Source organism: Aeromonas sp. s12, from assembly GCF_040907925.1.
GTDB lineage: Bacteria > Pseudomonadota > Gammaproteobacteria > Enterobacterales > Aeromonadaceae > Aeromonas > Aeromonas veronii.
In genome coordinates this window covers 146280-161327 of the sequence record NZ_JBFOCT010000011.1, presented here as the reverse complement: position 1 = coordinate 161327, position 15048 = coordinate 146280, and the positions used below count along the sequence as shown (strand labels likewise).

The window sequence follows — 15048 nt, the reverse complement described above, 5'->3', positions numbered from 1 at the left end:
TGCGCAGAAAATGGCTAGATTTCTGGTAGTCCACAAGATAGCTGATAGATAGCAGCATTATCATCGAGGATGTACTCAATATGTCGCAAAATCACCGAATTCTCCTGCTCAACGGACCAAACCTGAATCTGCTGGGCAAACGGGAACCGGGTATCTACGGCAGCAAGACGCTTGATGAGATCGTCGCCGATCTGAAGCTTAACGCCAGCGAACTCGGTGTCACTCTGGAACATCTGCAATCCAATGCCGAACATGAGTTGGTCGGCCGCATCCATCAGGCCATGGGCCAGGTGGATTTTATCATCATCAATCCAGCCGCCTTCACCCACACCAGCGTCGCCATTCGCGATGCGCTGCTGGGTGTCGCCATCCCTTTTATCGAGGTTCACCTGTCAAACGTCCATGCCAGGGAGCCGTTCCGTCATCACTCCTATCTGTCTGATGTCGCCAAAGGGGTCATTTGTGGTCTGGGGGCCGATGGCTACCAATTCGCTTTAACCGCGGCCGTGCACCATCTGCGCGCGGCTTGATAATCACTGATCAGATAAAGAAGAAAGAGAATGCTAATGGATATCCGCAAAATCAAGAAGCTGATTGAACTGGTTGAAGAGTCCGGCATCGCCGAACTGGAGATCTCCGAAGGTGAAGAGTCCGTTCGCATCAGCCGCAACTTCTCCGGTCAGGTGACCACCGCCATGCCGCAGATGATGATGCAGCAAGCCGCTCCGGTTGCCGCACCTGCCGCTGCCGCCCCGGTTGCCGCCGCACCGGCCGCAGATGCCGCCCCGAGCGGTCACCTGATGCGCTCCCCGATGGTTGGCTCCTTCTACCGCTCCTCCAGCCCGGATGCCAAGCCGTTCGCGGAAGTGGGTCAGCAAGTCAATGTCGGCGACACCCTGTGCATCGTCGAAGCCATGAAAATGATGAACCAAATCGAGTCTGACAAGGCCGGTGTGATCAAAGCGATCCTGGTTGAAAATGGTCAGGCCGTCGAATTTGACGAGCCGCTGTTCATCATCGAATAAGGGAAATCGCCACCCATGTTGGACAAAGTAGTCATCGCCAACCGCGGTGAAATTGCCCTGCGGATCCTGCGCGCCTGTAAAGAGCTCGGGATCAAGACAGTGGCCGTTCACTCCACCGCCGACCGGGAGCTCAAACATGTGCTGCTGGCCGACGAATCCATCTGTATCGGCAGACCGGCCAGTACTGAATCCTACCTCAACGTCCCGGCCATCATCGCCGCAGCCGAGGTAACCGGTGCCGTGGCCATCCACCCGGGTTACGGCTTCCTCTCCGAGAACGCCGATTTCGCCGAAGTGGTCGAAAAATCCGGCTTCATCTTCATCGGCCCGCGCGCCGAGACCATTCGCCTGATGGGTGACAAGGTCTCCGCCATCGAAGCGATGAAGAAAGCGGGCGTACCGTGTGTACCGGGCTCTGACGGCCCCGTCGACAACGACGCCAAGCACAACGCCGCCATTGCCAAGCGCATCGGCTATCCGGTGATCATCAAGGCCGCCGGTGGCGGTGGTGGTCGCGGTATGCGCGTGGTGCGCAATGAAGCGGAACTGGCGGGCGCCATCGCCCTGACCAAATCCGAAGCAGGCCAGTTCTTCAAGAACGACATGGTTTACATGGAGAAGTACCTGGAAAACCCGCGCCACATCGAAATTCAGGTGTTGGCAGACGGCCAGGGCAACGCCCTCTATCTGGGCGAGCGTGACTGCTCCATGCAGCGTCGCCACCAGAAAGTGGTGGAAGAGGCGCCGGCACCCGGCATCACCGCCGAAATGCGCAAGTTCATCGGCGAGCGCTGTGTGCGCGCCTGTATAGAGATCGGCTACCGCGGCGCGGGTACTTTCGAGTTCCTGTACGAGAACGGCGAGTTCTATTTCATCGAGATGAACACCCGTATTCAGGTTGAGCATCCGGTCACCGAGATGGTCACCGGTATCGATCTCATCAAGGAGCAACTGCGCATCGCCGCCGGTCAGCCCCTGTCGATCACCCAGCAGGATATCCGCATCCGTGGCCATGCCATCGAGTGCCGGATTAACGCCGAAGATCCGGCCACCTTCATGCCCTCTCCGGGTCTGGTTCAGCGCTTCCACGCGCCGGGTGGTCTGGGCGTGCGTTGGGACTCCCACATTTATGCCGGTTACAAGGTACCGCCCCACTACGATTCAATGATCGGCAAGCTGATCTGCTACGGCGAGAATCGTGACATTGCCATCGCCCGCATGCGCCATGCGCTGGACGAGCTGGTGGTGGAAGGGATCAAGACCAACGTACCGCTGCAAAAAGAGATCATGAAAGACGAAAACTTCCAGCACGGTGGCACCAATATCCACTATCTGCACAAGAAGTTGGGTCTGTAAGGATCGCTGATAGAGACCGGACTTCCGATGGAAGTCTGCTCCGCAAGGAGCCTCTGCTGAAAAAGGGCCATGGCGACATGGCCCTTTTTTGTTATCCTTGCGCCCCTCAAATTTGTCGGAGGCCAAGGTGAACCGTTTTGCTCTCGCCCGCCGGGAAGCAGCTTTCTGCCTGCTGCTGACCCTGTTCTACTTCTTTGCCTGGTATGGCACCGCCTATTTTATCCCGCCCCAGCTAGAGTTGTGGGGGCTGCCACTATGGTTCCTGCTCAGCTGCATGGTGATGCCGCTGCTGTTCATTCTGCTCTGCGCCCTGATGGTGAACCGGCTGTTTGTGGAGATCCCCCTCGATACCCACTCCCCTTCCGGCAAGGAGTCATCCCATGAATCTTGAGTTGATGCTGCCGCTCGTCATCTATCTGGTGCTGGTGCTGGGGGTGGGTTTCTGGGCCAGCCGCCATCGCGCAGAAGGCAACTTCGTGCAGGAGTACTTCATCGGCAACCGCAGCATGGGCGGGCTGGTGCTGGCGATGACGCTAGTGGCCACCTACACCTCGGCCTCCTCCTTTATCGGTGGGCCAGGCGCGGCCTACAAGATCGGTCTGGGCTGGGTGTTGCTGGCGATGATCCAGCTGCCCACCGTCTGGCTTACCCTGGGGGTACTGGGCAAGAAGTTCGCCATCATCGCCCGCCGAGTCAATGCGGTGACCATCAACGATATGCTGTGGGCCCGCTACCAGAACAAGGCGGTGGTGATCCTCGGCTCCGTTACTATCATCCTCGCCTTTATCGCGACCATGGTGGTGCAATTCATCGGCGGCGCCCGCCTGCTGGAGACCGCCACCGGCCTCTCCTACCAGCAGGGATTGATGCTGTTTGCCAGCTGCGTACTGCTCTACACCATCATCGGCGGCTTCCGCGCCGTGGTAATGACCGATGCTCTGCAGGGGATCATCATGCTGATCGGCACCGGTGCCCTGCTGGCGGGCATTCTGGTCGCCGGTGACGGCTTGCCAAACCTCATCCACCAGCTCAGGGAGATCGATCCCAAGCTGGTGAGCCCGCAGGGGGCCGGCGACATGCTGACCCAGCCCTTTATGCTGAGTTTCTGGATCCTGGTCTGTGTCGGAGTGGTAGGGCTGCCTCACTCTGCGCTACGCTGCTTTGGCTATCGAGACAGCAAGGCGCTCCATCGCGGCATTCTGATCGGCACCGTGGTGAGCGCACTGCTGATGTTCGGCATGCATCTGGCCGGCGCCCTTGGCCGCGCCATCCTGCCGGGCATGGACAGCCCGGACAAGATCATGCCCTCCCTGATGATGGAAGTGCTGCCCCCCTGGCTGGCCGGGGTCTTTCTGGCTGCGCCGATGGCGGCCATCATGTCCACCATCGACTCCCAGCTGATCCAGGCTTCTGCCACTCTGGTGAAGGATCTCTACCTCAACTACCTGAGTCCGAAGCAGGAGAAGCTGGAGGTGCGCATCCCCCGCCTCTCCCTGCTCTGCACCCTGATCCTCGGCACCCTGGTGCTGCTAGCGGCGTTGCAACCGCCCGAGATGATCATCTGGCTCAACCTGCTCGCCTTTGGCGGTCTGCAGGCGGTGTTCCTCTGGCCGCTGGTGCTCGGCCTCTACTGGTCGCGGGCCAACGGCCCGGGCGCGCTGGCCAGCATGGTCAGCGGCATCGTCTGCTATGGGGTACTGAGTCAGTGGGGGATCAAGTTGGCTGGCCTGCACGCCATCGTGCCAAGCCTCACGCTGGCGCTGGTGGTCTTTATCACGGTCAGCCTGCTGACGGCACCGCCCTCGCGGGAAGTGCGCGAGCTTTTCGGGCAGAAATAATAAAAATATAAATTAGGGGTTCCAAAACTATCCCCAAATAGGTGTTTTCCGGTTAAACTGTGCGCCAAGTCACAGAACGTAGCCGCTGTATGCCCGTTAAAGCCACTCGACAAGTCGTTACTCAAGCCCTGCAGCGGCTTGGCTATGCCCTGCTGCTGCCCGTCTCCATCCTGCCGATGGCGGCGCTGATATACCGGCTTGGGCAACCCGACGTGCTCGATTTGGCGGTGCTCTCCCTCACCGGTCAGGCGATCTTCAGCCAGATGCCGCTTATCTATGCGGTGGCGATCGCCTTTGGCCTGAGTCGGCAAGAGCTGGGCGGGCAGACGCTGGCGGGGGCAGTCAACTTCCTGCTGCTCAGCACAGCTTTCAATACGCTAGCCCCCAACCTGCACGCCGACATGATCTGCGGCCTGCTGGCGGGACTCACCACCGCCATTATCTATCCCTGGGTTCACCAGCAAACCCTGCCCCGCTGGCTGCAGATCGCCAGGGGCGAGTTTCCCAGCCTGCTGGTGTCGGCCTTGGCCTGCCTGCTGATCGCCATCCCCCTCTCGCTGCTGTGGCCGCCACTGGAGCGCGGGCTGACCCTGCTCACCTCCGAGCTGCTCACCACGCCGTTTGGCGCCTTCTGCTACGGCACCCTCAACCGCTTGCTAATCCCGCTCGGACTCCATCAGGTATTGGGCAGCGTCATCGGCCTTGGCGAGAGCAACCTGCAGGCGCTGGCCACCGCCCAGCCCCTTCATGAAGGATATGTAGCCGGTCTTTACCCCATCATCATGTTCGGCCTGCCGGGCGCCTGTTTTGCCATCTGGCTGCACCGCCAGCGGATGCAGCGGCTGCCGCAGGGCGGGCTGCTGCTCACCCTGGCGCTCACCTCGGCACTGGTGGGTATCACCGAACCTATCGAATTTCTGTTCGCCTTTACCGCCCCTTGGCTGTTTCTCGCCCACGCCCTGCTGACCGGGCTGTCACTGGCGGTCTGTAGCGGGCTGGGGATCAAGGTGGGCAGTTACTTCTCCGCCGGCCTGCTGGATCTGGTGCTGAGCTATCAGGCTGGGGAGCACAGCTTCTGGCTCATTCCGGTCGGTATCCTGTTCTTCGTTGCCTACACCCTGCTGTTTTATCAACTGCTGGAGCGCGCCCCCCTCAGCATGCCGAGCAAGCCCATCGCAGTGGAGCATCCGCGCCTTGCCAGCGTTGCCCCCTCAGACCCGCAGATGCTGGCGATCCAGTACCTCAAGGTGCTGGGCGGGATGGACAATCTGGTGGCGATGAGTGTCTGCATCACCCGCCTTAGCCTGCGGGTGCGCGATATTTCACTGGTGGATGAATCCCGCCTGCTGGGCCTGGGCTGCCTCTCCTGGATCCAGCTCAACGACCACCAGCTGGTGCTGGTGCTGGGCCCCAGCGCCAGCCTGATTGAAGGGCAGATCCGCATGCTGGCGGAGCGCCAGTCGGTCCCGCTCGGCCTCAAACCCAATCAGGAGTCGGCCAGCCAAAGCAGTTGGTAACTCAGGCAAACGGCAACCGCTCGGCCACGAAATCCATCAGGGTGCGCAGGGCGGGGGCCAGATGCTCCCGACTCGGATAGATTAGGTAGAACGGGTTGGCCGGAATGGGCTGATCCGGCAACACCTTCTGCAGCCGCCCCGCCGCCAAATCTCCTTCACAGACATGGTAGGGCAACAGGGCAATCCCCCCGTCATGGAGTGCCATCTCCCGCAGCGCCAGCAAGCTGTTGCTGACACAGGCCCCCTGTGGCCGCCAGCCGCCCTCCTGCAATGGCCACACCGGCATGGCCGAGTGCACCAGACAGGCATAACGGCCCAGCTCGCTCAACTGCTGCGGCATGCCGTGGGCCGCCAGATAGGCGGGCGCTGCCACCAGATGACGCGCCACCTGACCGATACGCCGACAGATAAGGCTGGAGTCTTTCAGCGGCGCCGCCCGCAACGCCAAATCATAACCTTCCCCCACCAGATCGAGCTGTTCATCGCTCAGAGTCAGCTCCAGCACCACCTCGGGATAGAGGGCGCGAAACTCGGCGAGGATCCGGCCAAGCAGCAGGGTGCCGGTCGCCTCGGGGGCGGTGATCCGCACCCGCCCCGCCGGGGCCGAGCGCAGCCGTGCCATCGCCAGATTGGCACTGCGGGCCAGTGCCAGCAGCCCCTGACAGTGCTCCACATAGAGCTCCCCCTGCGGGGTCAGGCTCAACCTGCGGGTGGTGCGCTGCAACAGCCGCACCCCGAGCTGGGATTCGAGCCGCGAGATCTTCTGGCTCACCGATGACTTGGGCATACCAAGCAGCTCGGCGGCCCGGGTAAAGCTTCCCTGCTCCACCACGGTGGCAAACAGTCCCATCAACTCCAGAACGACATTGTTCATATATTCAAACAGTCTTTACCGATTACCCATCTTAATCTTGATAATCAACCAGACTAGAGTGAGTGGCAATCCCGAACACAGCGATTTGAAAGGAAACCTCATGAAAGCCATTGCCCTGACTCACTATCTGCCAAGCGATCACCCCGACTGCTTTATCGCAGCCAACCTGCCCGATCCAGTTCCGGGCCCGCGGGATCTGCTGGTGCGGGTCACCGCCACCTCCGTCAATCCGGTGGATACCAAGGTGCGCTCGCCCAAGGCCAAAATTGAAAGCTCGCCCCGGGTACTCGGCTGGGATGCGGTGGGGGAAGTGATCGCCACCGGCAGCGAAGTGACCCTATTCAAGGCGGGCGACCGGGTCTGGTATGCCGGCGATATCAGCCGCCCGGGCAGCAACAGCGCCCTGCAACTGGTGGATGAGCGCATCGCCGCGATCGCCCCCACCAGATTGAGCAATGTGGAGGCCGCCGCCCTGCCGCTCACCGCCATCACCGCCTGGGAGACCCTGTTCGAGCGCTTCACTCTTACCCGCGAAAGTCGTGGCAAACTGCTGATCATCGGCGGCGCCGGTGGCGTGGGCTCCATCGCCATCCAGCTGGCCCGCCAGCTCACCGACATGGAGGTGATTGCTACCGCCTCCCGCCCCGAGAGCCGCGAGTGGTGCCTCGAAATGGGCGCCCATCAGGTCGTAAACCACCACAAGTTGCAGGAGGAGCTGACCGCCCTTGGCATCACGCAGGTCGATGCCATCTTCTGCACCAACGCCACCGCCGAGCACTGGGCTACCATGGCCGGGCTGATCCGCCCGTTTGGCCATATCTGTACCATCGCCGAATCGAGCGAGCCGTGGGATCTCTCCCTGCTCAAAAGCAAGAGCGTCACCTTCAGCCAGGAGTTCATGTTCACCCGCTCCCTGTTCCAGATGCCAGACATGATCGAGCAGCACCGCCTGCTCGGCCGGGTAGCGGCACTGGTCGATGAAGGGGTATTGCAGACCACCCTGACCAGAACCATCCCGTCACTGACCCCGGTCACGCTGGCTCAGGCCCATGCCGAGGTGGAAGCAGGCCGCATGGTAGGCAAGCTGGTGATCGACATGTGCGGCTTTGCCAACTAAGCCCTCCAACGCACCATGATGGGATAAGTTCACCAAGGAGATGCCCCAAACGGGCACAACCAGCAGCGCTAATGCCAGCCAGCGGCAGGCCAACATCCGACAATCAGCCAAAAAAGAGGCCATTTCGTGAGAAATGGCCTGAATACCTGAACATTGGGGTAACAATCACACACATATCCTTATGCAGGACATATTAGTCTTTGCATCTGGCGTGCCAACTGCAGCATGAATGCGCCAAAACGGCGTCAATCCATCCTTGAGCAAGGTGCCGACCTTGCTCTTTTTTTGTCTGGCAGACTGTTTACCAGGCAAAGGAGTACAGATAAAAAAATGCCACCCGAGGGTGGCAGTGAAAGATGACGGAACTTGAGCAAAGCGTTCAGCGAAAACCGGTCGTCTTCGCCTGCATAGAGCAATACAGGAACCGTGCCAATCCGGCAAAAGCCCCCGTATCCCTCCACGTCATGGGCAAACCACGACAGCACTGCCCCATGATGGTAGAATCTCGCGGTTTCACATTTATGAAGAGTCGACGCCATGCCCTGGATACAAATTCGAATCAACGCCACTGCCAAGACCGCAGACAAGGTGAGCAACATGCTGCTGGGGCGTGGAGCCCAGGCGGTGACCTTTATGGATGCCAAGGATGTGCCCGTCTATGAACCCATGCCCGGTGAAACCCCGCTCTGGGGCGAGACCGAAGTGATGGGTCTGTTCGATGCCGAAACCGATCCGGCCCCCACCATCGCCTTCTTCCAGCAGATCTTCGGCGAAAACGTCGGCTACAAGGTCGAGCAGCTGGAGGACAAGGACTGGGTGCGCGAGTGGATGGATCACTTCCACCCCATGCAGTTTGGCGAGCGCCTCTGGATCTGCCCGAGCTGGCGCGATGTGCCGAACCCCGATGCTGTCAACGTCATGCTGGATCCGGGTCTGGCCTTCGGTACCGGTACCCACCCCACCACCGCCCTCTGCCTGCAGTGGCTGGACGGGCTGGATCTGAGCGGTAAAACCGTGGTCGATTTTGGCTGTGGCTCCGGCATTCTCGGCATCGCAGCCCTGAAACTGGGTGCCGCCCGCGTCATCGGCATCGACATCGACCCGCAGGCCATTCAGGCCAGCCGCGACAACGCCGCGCGCAACGGCGTCGCCGACCAGATTGAGCTCTATCTGCCAGCCGACCAACCGCAAGATGTCGAAGCGGACGTGGTGGTCGCCAACATCCTGGCCGGCCCGCTGCGCGAACTGGCTCCACTTATCGCCGGTCACGGCAAAGCGGGCAGCCTGATGGCCCTCTCCGGCGTGCTGGAAAGCCAAGCCCCGGAGCTGGAAACTATCTACGGTCAGTGGTTCGAGATGGATCCGACTGCAGTCAAAGAGGAGTGGTGCCGCCTCTCCGGCCGCAAGCACGGCTAAACATAGCTCCCGCTCTCAAGGCGGCAAGTCAGCATCTTTATTAAACAAGAGCACCCGCGGGTGCTCTTGTTGTTTCTCCCCCCTTTCCTACTCTGGGGGACGGTTCACGCTTCTCTGGCCAATGAGGGATTAACATCGTTCTTCCACATTATTGAGGCCCTGCCATGAGCGAATACCAGAAGATGATCAGCAGCCAACCGTACAACTGCATGGCACCCGAGCTGGCCCAGTTGCGCCGGGAGGCGGCCCAGCGCTATCGCCGTTTCAATCAGGCGGAAGAGGAAGCAGAGCAGCGGGCACTACTGGCGGAGCTGATTGGCGAACTGGCAGAAAACGCCTTTATCTGCCCGCCCCTCTACTGTACCTATGGCCGCCACATCCACCTGGGCAAGGACTCCTACATCAATATGGGGGCGACCCTGCTGGACAATGCCCCCATCCGCATCGGAGCCAACGTGATGATTGGGCCAAACGTGCAGATCTATACCGCAGCCCATTCACTGGAGGCCGACGAACGGATTCAGGGCACAGAGACGGCGCTGCCGGTCACCATTGAAGACAAGGTCTGGATTGGGGGCGGCGCCATCTTGCTGCCCGGCGTCACCATAGGGCGGGAGGCGATCGTCGGCGCAGGTGCCGTAGTCACCAAAGATGTACCGGCCGGAGCTCGGGTAGTCGGCAATCCAGCCCGGATCCTGCCAGCCAAAAACAGGGCATAAGGCTGCCAACCGGGCTGCATGACGATGCTGCCATCAGCTCACAGCAACCCCGACACCCCATAAAAATAAAGCCCAATGTCACGAAGACGTTGGGCTGTTAAAAGGTGCTACGGAATTGCGACTCTCATCGCAGAAAAATTAGAAGGAGTGCCCTTCTAAACTGGCAGGGAGATATTAGCGAATGCGCAAACGTTTTACATAGTGAAATACAACAGGATTGCGAGGTACATCGCACTATTTAAATAATTACCTGCTATGGCGCGCGAAGCCTCTTTGAGCCATTTATTTTCCCCAATTTCTCTGGTTACTATTCACGGTTAAACAGAAAAGCCCCGATTTCTCGAGGCTTTGCTTCTCTCAACCGCAACGTGGCCGAAAAGTCAGAAACGGCGGACAAACTCATCGAGTGGCAGCTCGCGCAGTTTACGCGCTTCCAGCATGGGGGTACCGAGATAGAGGAAACCCACCAGCTGATCCTCTGCCGCCAGTCCCAATCCTTTGTTGATCTGCTCATCGAAGATAAACCAGCCGGAGCGCCAGATTCCGTTGAAACCCTGCGCCTGCGCCGCCATCTGCATCGCCATCAAGGCGCAACCGGCAGAGAGCTCCTGCTCCAGTTTCGGCACCTTGGGGTGATCCTGATAACGGGTTGCCACGGCGACGACCAAGGGCGCCCGCAGTGGCGCTTCGCTGCACTTCTTGATGCTCTCTTCATCTTCGCCATGAGCACGGGCCGCCTCGGCCAGCAGCTTGCCCAGCCGCTCACGCCCCTCCCCTTCAAACAGAATGAACTGCCAGGGGGTCAGGGTGCCGTGATCCGGCGCGCGCAGACCCGCCTTGAGGATATTGTCGAGCACCTCACCGCTCGGGGCGGGATCGGCGAGACGGCCACAGGAGTGGCGATTGAGCAACAGGGTGAGGGCATCCATGGGCAATTCCTTCTCTGGGGCAATGATGGCGCTACCTTAGCACAGCACCGAATGAAGAAAACCCCTGAGGCTCAGGGGTTTATCGCACTATAAAGGACAGGAGGACGCTGCTTGCTAGATGATCGCAGCCAGCTCGGCCCCTTGCCGGATGGCGCGCTTGGCATCCAGCTCTGCGGCCACGTCGGCTCCGCCGATGATATGCACCGGCTTGCCTGCCGCCTGCAACCCGGCCTGCAGTTCTTTAAGGGGCTCTTGTCCGGCGCAGACGATCACCTGATCCACCGGCAGACACTGCTTGTTCTCGCCCACCTGAATGTGCAAGCCCTCGTCATCGATCCCCAGATATTGCACCCCGGAGAGCATCTGCACATTGCGGTTCTTGAGCAAGGTACGGTGGATCCAGCCGGTGGTCTTGCCAAGTCCGTCACCCACCTTGCTCTCCTTGCGCTGGAGCAGCCAGATCTGGCGCTCGGGGGCGTCGATTTCAGGAGCAGTGAGGCCACCGCGTTCGCCAAGCTGTTTGTCGATGCCCCACTCCTTGAGCCAGTGATCACGGTGCCCATCGGCATCCATCTCCACCTTCTTCTCTACCCTTTTCTCCACAAGGAATTCGGCCACATCGAAGCCGATGCCGCCGGCACCGATCACCGCCACCTTCTCGCCGACCGGCTTGTGATCCCGCAATACATCGAGATAACTCATCACCTTGGGATGTTCGATGCCCGGAATATTGGGGGTGCGCGGACGAATACCGGTAGCGAGGATCACCTCGTCAAAACCGCCGCCGAGCAGGCTCTCGGCACTCTGGCGCTGGCCCAGATAGAGCTCTACGCCGCACTTCTCCAGCCGTTTGGCGAAATAGCGCAGGGTTTCGTGAAACTCCTCCTTGCCCGGGATCTGCTTGGCGAAGTTGAACTGGCCGCCGATTTCGCTGGCTTGATCGAACAGGCTCACCTGATGACCGCGCTCGGCAGCGTAGCAGGCAAACGCCAGCCCGGCCGGGCCCGCCCCCACCACCGCCAGCTTCTTGGGCTGGGGCACGCGGCCAAACGTCAATTCGGTCTCGAAACAGGCTCGAGGATTGACCAGACAGGAGGCCCGCTTCTGCTTGAACACATGGTCAAGGCAGGCCTGGTTGCAGGCGATGCAGGTGTTGATCTCGTCCGCCCGGTTCTCAGCCGCCTTGATGACAAATTCGGGATCCGCCAGGAAGGGGCGCGCCATGGAGATCATATCCGCCTCACCCCCCGCCAGAATCCGCTCGGCCACCTCGGGGGTGTTAATCCGGTTGGTAGTGATAAGCGGCACCTTGAGGTGTTTTTTCAGCTCGGCAGTCACCCAACTGAAGGCGCCGCGCGGCACACTGGTGGCGATGGTGGGAATGCGCGCTTCGTGCCAACCGATACCGGTGTTGATCAGGGTCACCCCCACCGCTTCCAGCGCTTTGCCAAGGGCAATCACCTCTTCCAGGGTTGAGCCCTGCTCCACCAGATCCAGCATGGAGAGGCGGAAGATAATGATGAAGTCGGTGCCGACCCGCTCGCGGATGGCGCGGACAATCTCCACCGGAAAGCGCATCCGGTTTTCGCTGCTGCCGCCCCAGCCATCGGTGCGTTTGTTGGTTCGCTCGCAGATGAACTGGTTGATGAGATAGCCTTCCGAGCCCATCACCTCGACGCCGTCATAACCGGCCGCCTTGGCCAGCGCTGCTGTAGCCGCGAAGTCGCGAATAGTGCCGCGGATCTGCCGCTCGCTCATGGCGCGTGGCTTGAACGGGGAGATGGGGGCCTTGAGGGCGCTCGGCGCCAGACTGAAGGGATGATAGGCATAACGACCGGCATGGAGGATCTGCAGCGCAATCTTGCCCCCCTCCTGATGCACGGCGCTGGTCACCTTCTTGTGCTTGCTCACCTGCCAGGGAAAGCTCAGCTGAGAGCCGTGAGGCACCAGCCGACCGCGCAGGTTAGGGGCGATGCCGCCGGTGACGATAAGGCCAACGCCACCACGGGCTCGCTCGGCATAAAAGGCAGCCAGCTTGTCAAAACCGCCCTTCTCCTCTTCGAGGCCGGTATGCATGGAGCCCATCAAGACGCGGTTGCGCAGCTGGGTAAAACCAAGATCGAGCGGGGTCAGCAGGGTCGGATAGCGGCTCACGATGCCTCCAGTTAATTTTTTGTTATCAAACTGAGGCTAGAGTAAAGAATCGAAAATTCTTTTTCAAACAAATGTTTGGACAATTTTTCAGCGAACAGCCGTGCCCTGAACGAAGATAGGCGGGATCCGCCAGTCGGAAATGGCAATTTCGCCCGCAACTGGTTAATAATGGCTCTTCTCTACCCATTAACAGGGCGATAACGCGACTATGTCTATTTTCAAAGGTCTGGGTTGGTTGTTCCGCAGCCTGTGGCGCCTGCTCAATTTCACCCGGCTGATGCTGGTCAATCTGCTGTTTCTCATCGTAGTGCTGGTCATCGTCTTCAGCGTCAGCCAGAAAGAGGCACCCAAGGCGCCCATCGAAGGGGCGCTAACCCTCAATCTCAACGGCGTGCTGGTGGAGCAACGCTCCCAGACAGATCCCACCGTACAACTGCTGCGCCAGATGGACAGCAGCGACGAGCAGCCGAGCGAGATCGTCCTCTCCGACCTGCTGTGGGCCATCAAGAGTGCCAAGGATGACGAGCGCATCAAGGCGCTGGTGATCAAGCCGCAAGGGCTGCAGGGAGCCAACTTCACCAAACTGCAGGAGGTGGCGAGTGCCATCGACTCCTTCCGGGAGAGCGGCAAACCGGTGATCGCCATGGCCGACTTCTACACTCAGGGCCAATACTTGCTGGCGGCCCACGCCGATCACGTGCTGCTCAACCAGAGCGGCACCGTGGTGATCGAGGGGCTTGGGGTCTACCAGACCTACTTCAAGTCGGCGCTGGAGAAGCTCAATATCACCCCGCACGTGTTCAAGGTCGGCACCTACAAATCCTTCGTCGAGCCCTATACCCGCGACGAGATGTCTCCTGAGAGCAAAGAAGCGAACCAGCGCTGGCTGGATCAGCTGTGGCAATCCTATGTGGCCGATGTCGCCGAGCAGCGGGAGATCGAACCCGATGCGGTCGCGCCGGGCAAGGATCGCTTCCTCGAGCTGCTGCGCAAGGCCGGTGGCAATGCCGCCAACTACGCCCTCGACAACGGGCTGGTGGATCAGCTGGCTACCCGCGACGAGATGACCCAGGCGGTCATTAAAGAGGTGGGTGAAGCGGACGACCACGGCTGGAAAGGGGTCGGCCTGAAAGAGTATCTGGCTGCCATTCCGGAACAATATCCCCAGAGCGGCAAGGATGAGGTGGGTCTGGTGGTCGCCAGCGGCGCCATCATGGATGGCGTGCAGCCTGCCGGCACCATCGGCGGTGATAGCCTCTCCGACCTGCTGGCCGATGCCCGCCGCGATGACAAGGTCAAAGCCGTGGTCCTGCGGGTCGACAGCCCGGGCGGCAGCGCCTTCGCCGCCGAGCAGATCCGCGCCGAGCTGCTGGCCCTGAAACAGGCTGGCAAACCGGTAGTGGTCTCCATGGGCAGCTATGCCGCCTCCGGTGGCTACTGGATCTCCGCCGATGCGGACAAGATTTTTGCCTCCCCGACTACTCTCACCGGCTCCATCGGGGTGTTCGGCATGTTCGCCACCATCGACAAGGCGTTGGCCCAGTTCGGGGTACATACCGACGGGGTTGGCACCACAGATTATGTTGGCGTAGGCCCGACCCGCGCCCTGCCGGATCACGTCGGTCAGGCTATCCAGCTGAGCGTGGAAGATACCTACCAGCGCTTCATCGGTCTGGTCAGCAAGGGCCGCGGCCTGAGCCCGGAAGAGGCCGAAAAAGCGGCCGAAGGTCGGGTCTGGACTGGTGAGGATGCCAAGGCCCTGGGCCTGGTGGACGAGTTCGGCAATCTGGATGACGCCATCCAGGCCGCCGCCGAGCTGGCCAACCTCAAGGAGTGGCAGGTGACCCCCATCGAGCAGGAGGAGTCCACCAAGGACAAGTTCCTGCGCCAGCTGTTTGACAGCAGTGCCCAAGCGCTGGCCCCCCAGTTGCAAAGCTGGCTGCCGGCAGGATTTGGCAAGGCCTTGGTGGAAGTGAACCGCAGTCTCGACCCGCTTACCCGCTTCAACGATCCGCAAGGCACCTACGCCTTCTGCCCGGTCTGCGTGCAGTAAGCAAGCCGTGACTCCCCCATAAAAAACGGCGACCATCTGGTCGCCGTTTT

The 15048-nt window shown here is 60.5% G+C and carries 13 protein-coding genes; 10 read left to right on the top strand and 3 right to left on the bottom strand.

Going from position 1 to position 15048, the window contains the following annotated elements:
* Nucleotides 1-80 precede the first annotated feature (80 nt).
* The 6 genes from aroQ to AB5Y67_RS04690 all read left to right on the top strand — a co-directional run bounded on the left by aroQ (nucleotide 81) and on the right by AB5Y67_RS04690 (nucleotide 5736).
* Nucleotides 81-530, top strand: a complete 450-nt coding sequence (gene aroQ / locus AB5Y67_RS04715) for a type II 3-dehydroquinate dehydratase (protein ID WP_005338907.1) — start codon at nucleotides 81-83, stop codon at nucleotides 528-530.
* A gap of 36 nt (nucleotides 531-566) precedes the next feature.
* Nucleotides 567-1025, top strand: a complete 459-nt coding sequence (gene accB, locus AB5Y67_RS04710) for an acetyl-CoA carboxylase biotin carboxyl carrier protein (RefSeq protein ID WP_005338908.1) — start codon at nucleotides 567-569, stop codon at nucleotides 1023-1025.
* 15 nt (nucleotides 1026-1040) lie between these two features.
* Nucleotides 1041-2381 (top strand): acetyl-CoA carboxylase biotin carboxylase subunit, encoded by a 1341-nt coding sequence (accC, locus tag AB5Y67_RS04705; RefSeq protein WP_005338910.1) that lies wholly within the window; start codon nucleotides 1041-1043, stop codon nucleotides 2379-2381.
* Between the two features lie 127 nt (nucleotides 2382-2508).
* Entirely contained in the window at nucleotides 2509-2772 is a 264-nt protein-coding gene (locus AB5Y67_RS04700; RefSeq protein ID WP_047438157.1) for a YhdT family protein, read from the top strand.
* Complete coding sequence (gene panF / locus AB5Y67_RS04695) at nucleotides 2762-4219, top strand: sodium/pantothenate symporter (RefSeq protein WP_199427582.1); 1458 nt, start codon at nucleotides 2762-2764, stop codon at nucleotides 4217-4219. Before AB5Y67_RS04700 ends, panF begins: the two co-directional genes overlap by 11 nt.
* A gap of 89 nt (nucleotides 4220-4308) precedes the next feature.
* Nucleotides 4309-5736 carry a PTS transporter subunit EIIC gene (locus AB5Y67_RS04690; RefSeq protein WP_042080616.1) on the top strand — a complete coding sequence of 476 codons (1428 nt, stop codon included), beginning with the start codon at nucleotides 4309-4311 and terminating at the stop codon, nucleotides 5734-5736.
* Nucleotide 5737: 1 nt separating this feature from the next.
* Here AB5Y67_RS04690 and AB5Y67_RS04685 read toward each other — a convergent pair whose 3' ends face one another.
* Entirely contained in the window at nucleotides 5738-6610 is an 873-nt protein-coding gene (locus tag AB5Y67_RS04685; protein WP_368207577.1) for a LysR family transcriptional regulator, read from the bottom strand.
* Between the two features lie 100 nt (nucleotides 6611-6710).
* Here AB5Y67_RS04685 and AB5Y67_RS04680 point away from each other — a divergent pair, with 100 nt between their 5' ends.
* The 3 genes from AB5Y67_RS04680 (at nucleotide 6711) to AB5Y67_RS04670 (ending at nucleotide 9862) form a co-directional block, all read left to right on the top strand.
* Nucleotides 6711-7727 (top strand): zinc-binding alcohol dehydrogenase family protein, encoded by a 1017-nt coding sequence (locus tag AB5Y67_RS04680; protein ID WP_199427579.1) that lies wholly within the window; start codon nucleotides 6711-6713, stop codon nucleotides 7725-7727.
* A 537-nt stretch (nucleotides 7728-8264) separates the two neighbouring features.
* On the top strand, nucleotides 8265-9143 hold the full coding sequence (gene prmA, locus AB5Y67_RS04675) for a 50S ribosomal protein L11 methyltransferase (protein WP_199427578.1): 879 nt from the start codon (nucleotides 8265-8267) through the stop codon (nucleotides 9141-9143).
* Between the two features lie 164 nt (nucleotides 9144-9307).
* Nucleotides 9308-9862, top strand: coding sequence for a sugar O-acetyltransferase (locus AB5Y67_RS04670; protein WP_064338680.1), 555 nt, complete (start codon nucleotides 9308-9310; stop codon nucleotides 9860-9862).
* A gap of 380 nt (nucleotides 9863-10242) precedes the next feature.
* Here AB5Y67_RS04670 and AB5Y67_RS04665 read toward each other — a convergent pair whose 3' ends face one another.
* Nucleotides 10243-10791, bottom strand: coding sequence for an NAD(P)H nitroreductase (locus AB5Y67_RS04665; protein WP_199427577.1), 549 nt, complete (start codon nucleotides 10789-10791; stop codon nucleotides 10243-10245).
* 114 nt (nucleotides 10792-10905) lie between these two features.
* Nucleotides 10906-12945, bottom strand: coding sequence for an NADPH-dependent 2,4-dienoyl-CoA reductase (locus AB5Y67_RS04660; protein ID WP_325793952.1), 2040 nt, complete (start codon nucleotides 12943-12945; stop codon nucleotides 10906-10908).
* A gap of 208 nt (nucleotides 12946-13153) precedes the next feature.
* Between AB5Y67_RS04660 and sppA the strand changes: the two genes are divergently transcribed.
* A complete protein-coding gene (sppA, locus tag AB5Y67_RS04655) occupies nucleotides 13154-14998 on the top strand; it encodes a signal peptide peptidase SppA (RefSeq protein WP_199427575.1) in 1845 nt (614 codons plus the stop codon).
* The last annotated feature ends 50 nt before the right edge of the window (nucleotides 14999-15048 follow it).

Excerpts from the sequence above, each read along its gene's own strand:
- aroQ (WP_005338907.1), top strand. The coding sequence starts at position 81 with ATGTCGCAAAATCACCGAATTCTCCTGCTCAACGGACCAAACCTGAAT.
- accB (WP_005338908.1), top strand. The coding sequence starts at position 567 with ATGGATATCCGCAAAATCAAGAAGCTGATTGAACTGGTTGAAGAGTCC.
- accC (WP_005338910.1), top strand. The coding sequence starts at position 1,041 with ATGTTGGACAAAGTAGTCATCGCCAACCGCGGTGAAATTGCCCTGCGG.
- panF (WP_199427582.1), top strand. The coding sequence starts at position 2,762 with ATGAATCTTGAGTTGATGCTGCCGCTCGTCATCTATCTGGTGCTGGTG.
- AB5Y67_RS04690 (WP_042080616.1), top strand. The coding sequence starts at position 4,309 with ATGCCCGTTAAAGCCACTCGACAAGTCGTTACTCAAGCCCTGCAGCGG.
- AB5Y67_RS04685 (WP_368207577.1), bottom strand. The coding sequence starts at position 6,610 with ATGAACAATGTCGTTCTGGAGTTGATGGGACTGTTTGCCACCGTGGTG.
- AB5Y67_RS04680 (WP_199427579.1), top strand. The coding sequence starts at position 6,711 with ATGAAAGCCATTGCCCTGACTCACTATCTGCCAAGCGATCACCCCGAC.
- prmA (WP_199427578.1), top strand. The coding sequence starts at position 8,265 with ATGCCCTGGATACAAATTCGAATCAACGCCACTGCCAAGACCGCAGAC.
- AB5Y67_RS04670 (WP_064338680.1), top strand. The coding sequence starts at position 9,308 with ATGAGCGAATACCAGAAGATGATCAGCAGCCAACCGTACAACTGCATG.
- AB5Y67_RS04665 (WP_199427577.1), bottom strand. The coding sequence starts at position 10,791 with ATGGATGCCCTCACCCTGTTGCTCAATCGCCACTCCTGTGGCCGTCTC.
- sppA (WP_199427575.1), top strand. The coding sequence starts at position 13,154 with ATGTCTATTTTCAAAGGTCTGGGTTGGTTGTTCCGCAGCCTGTGGCGC.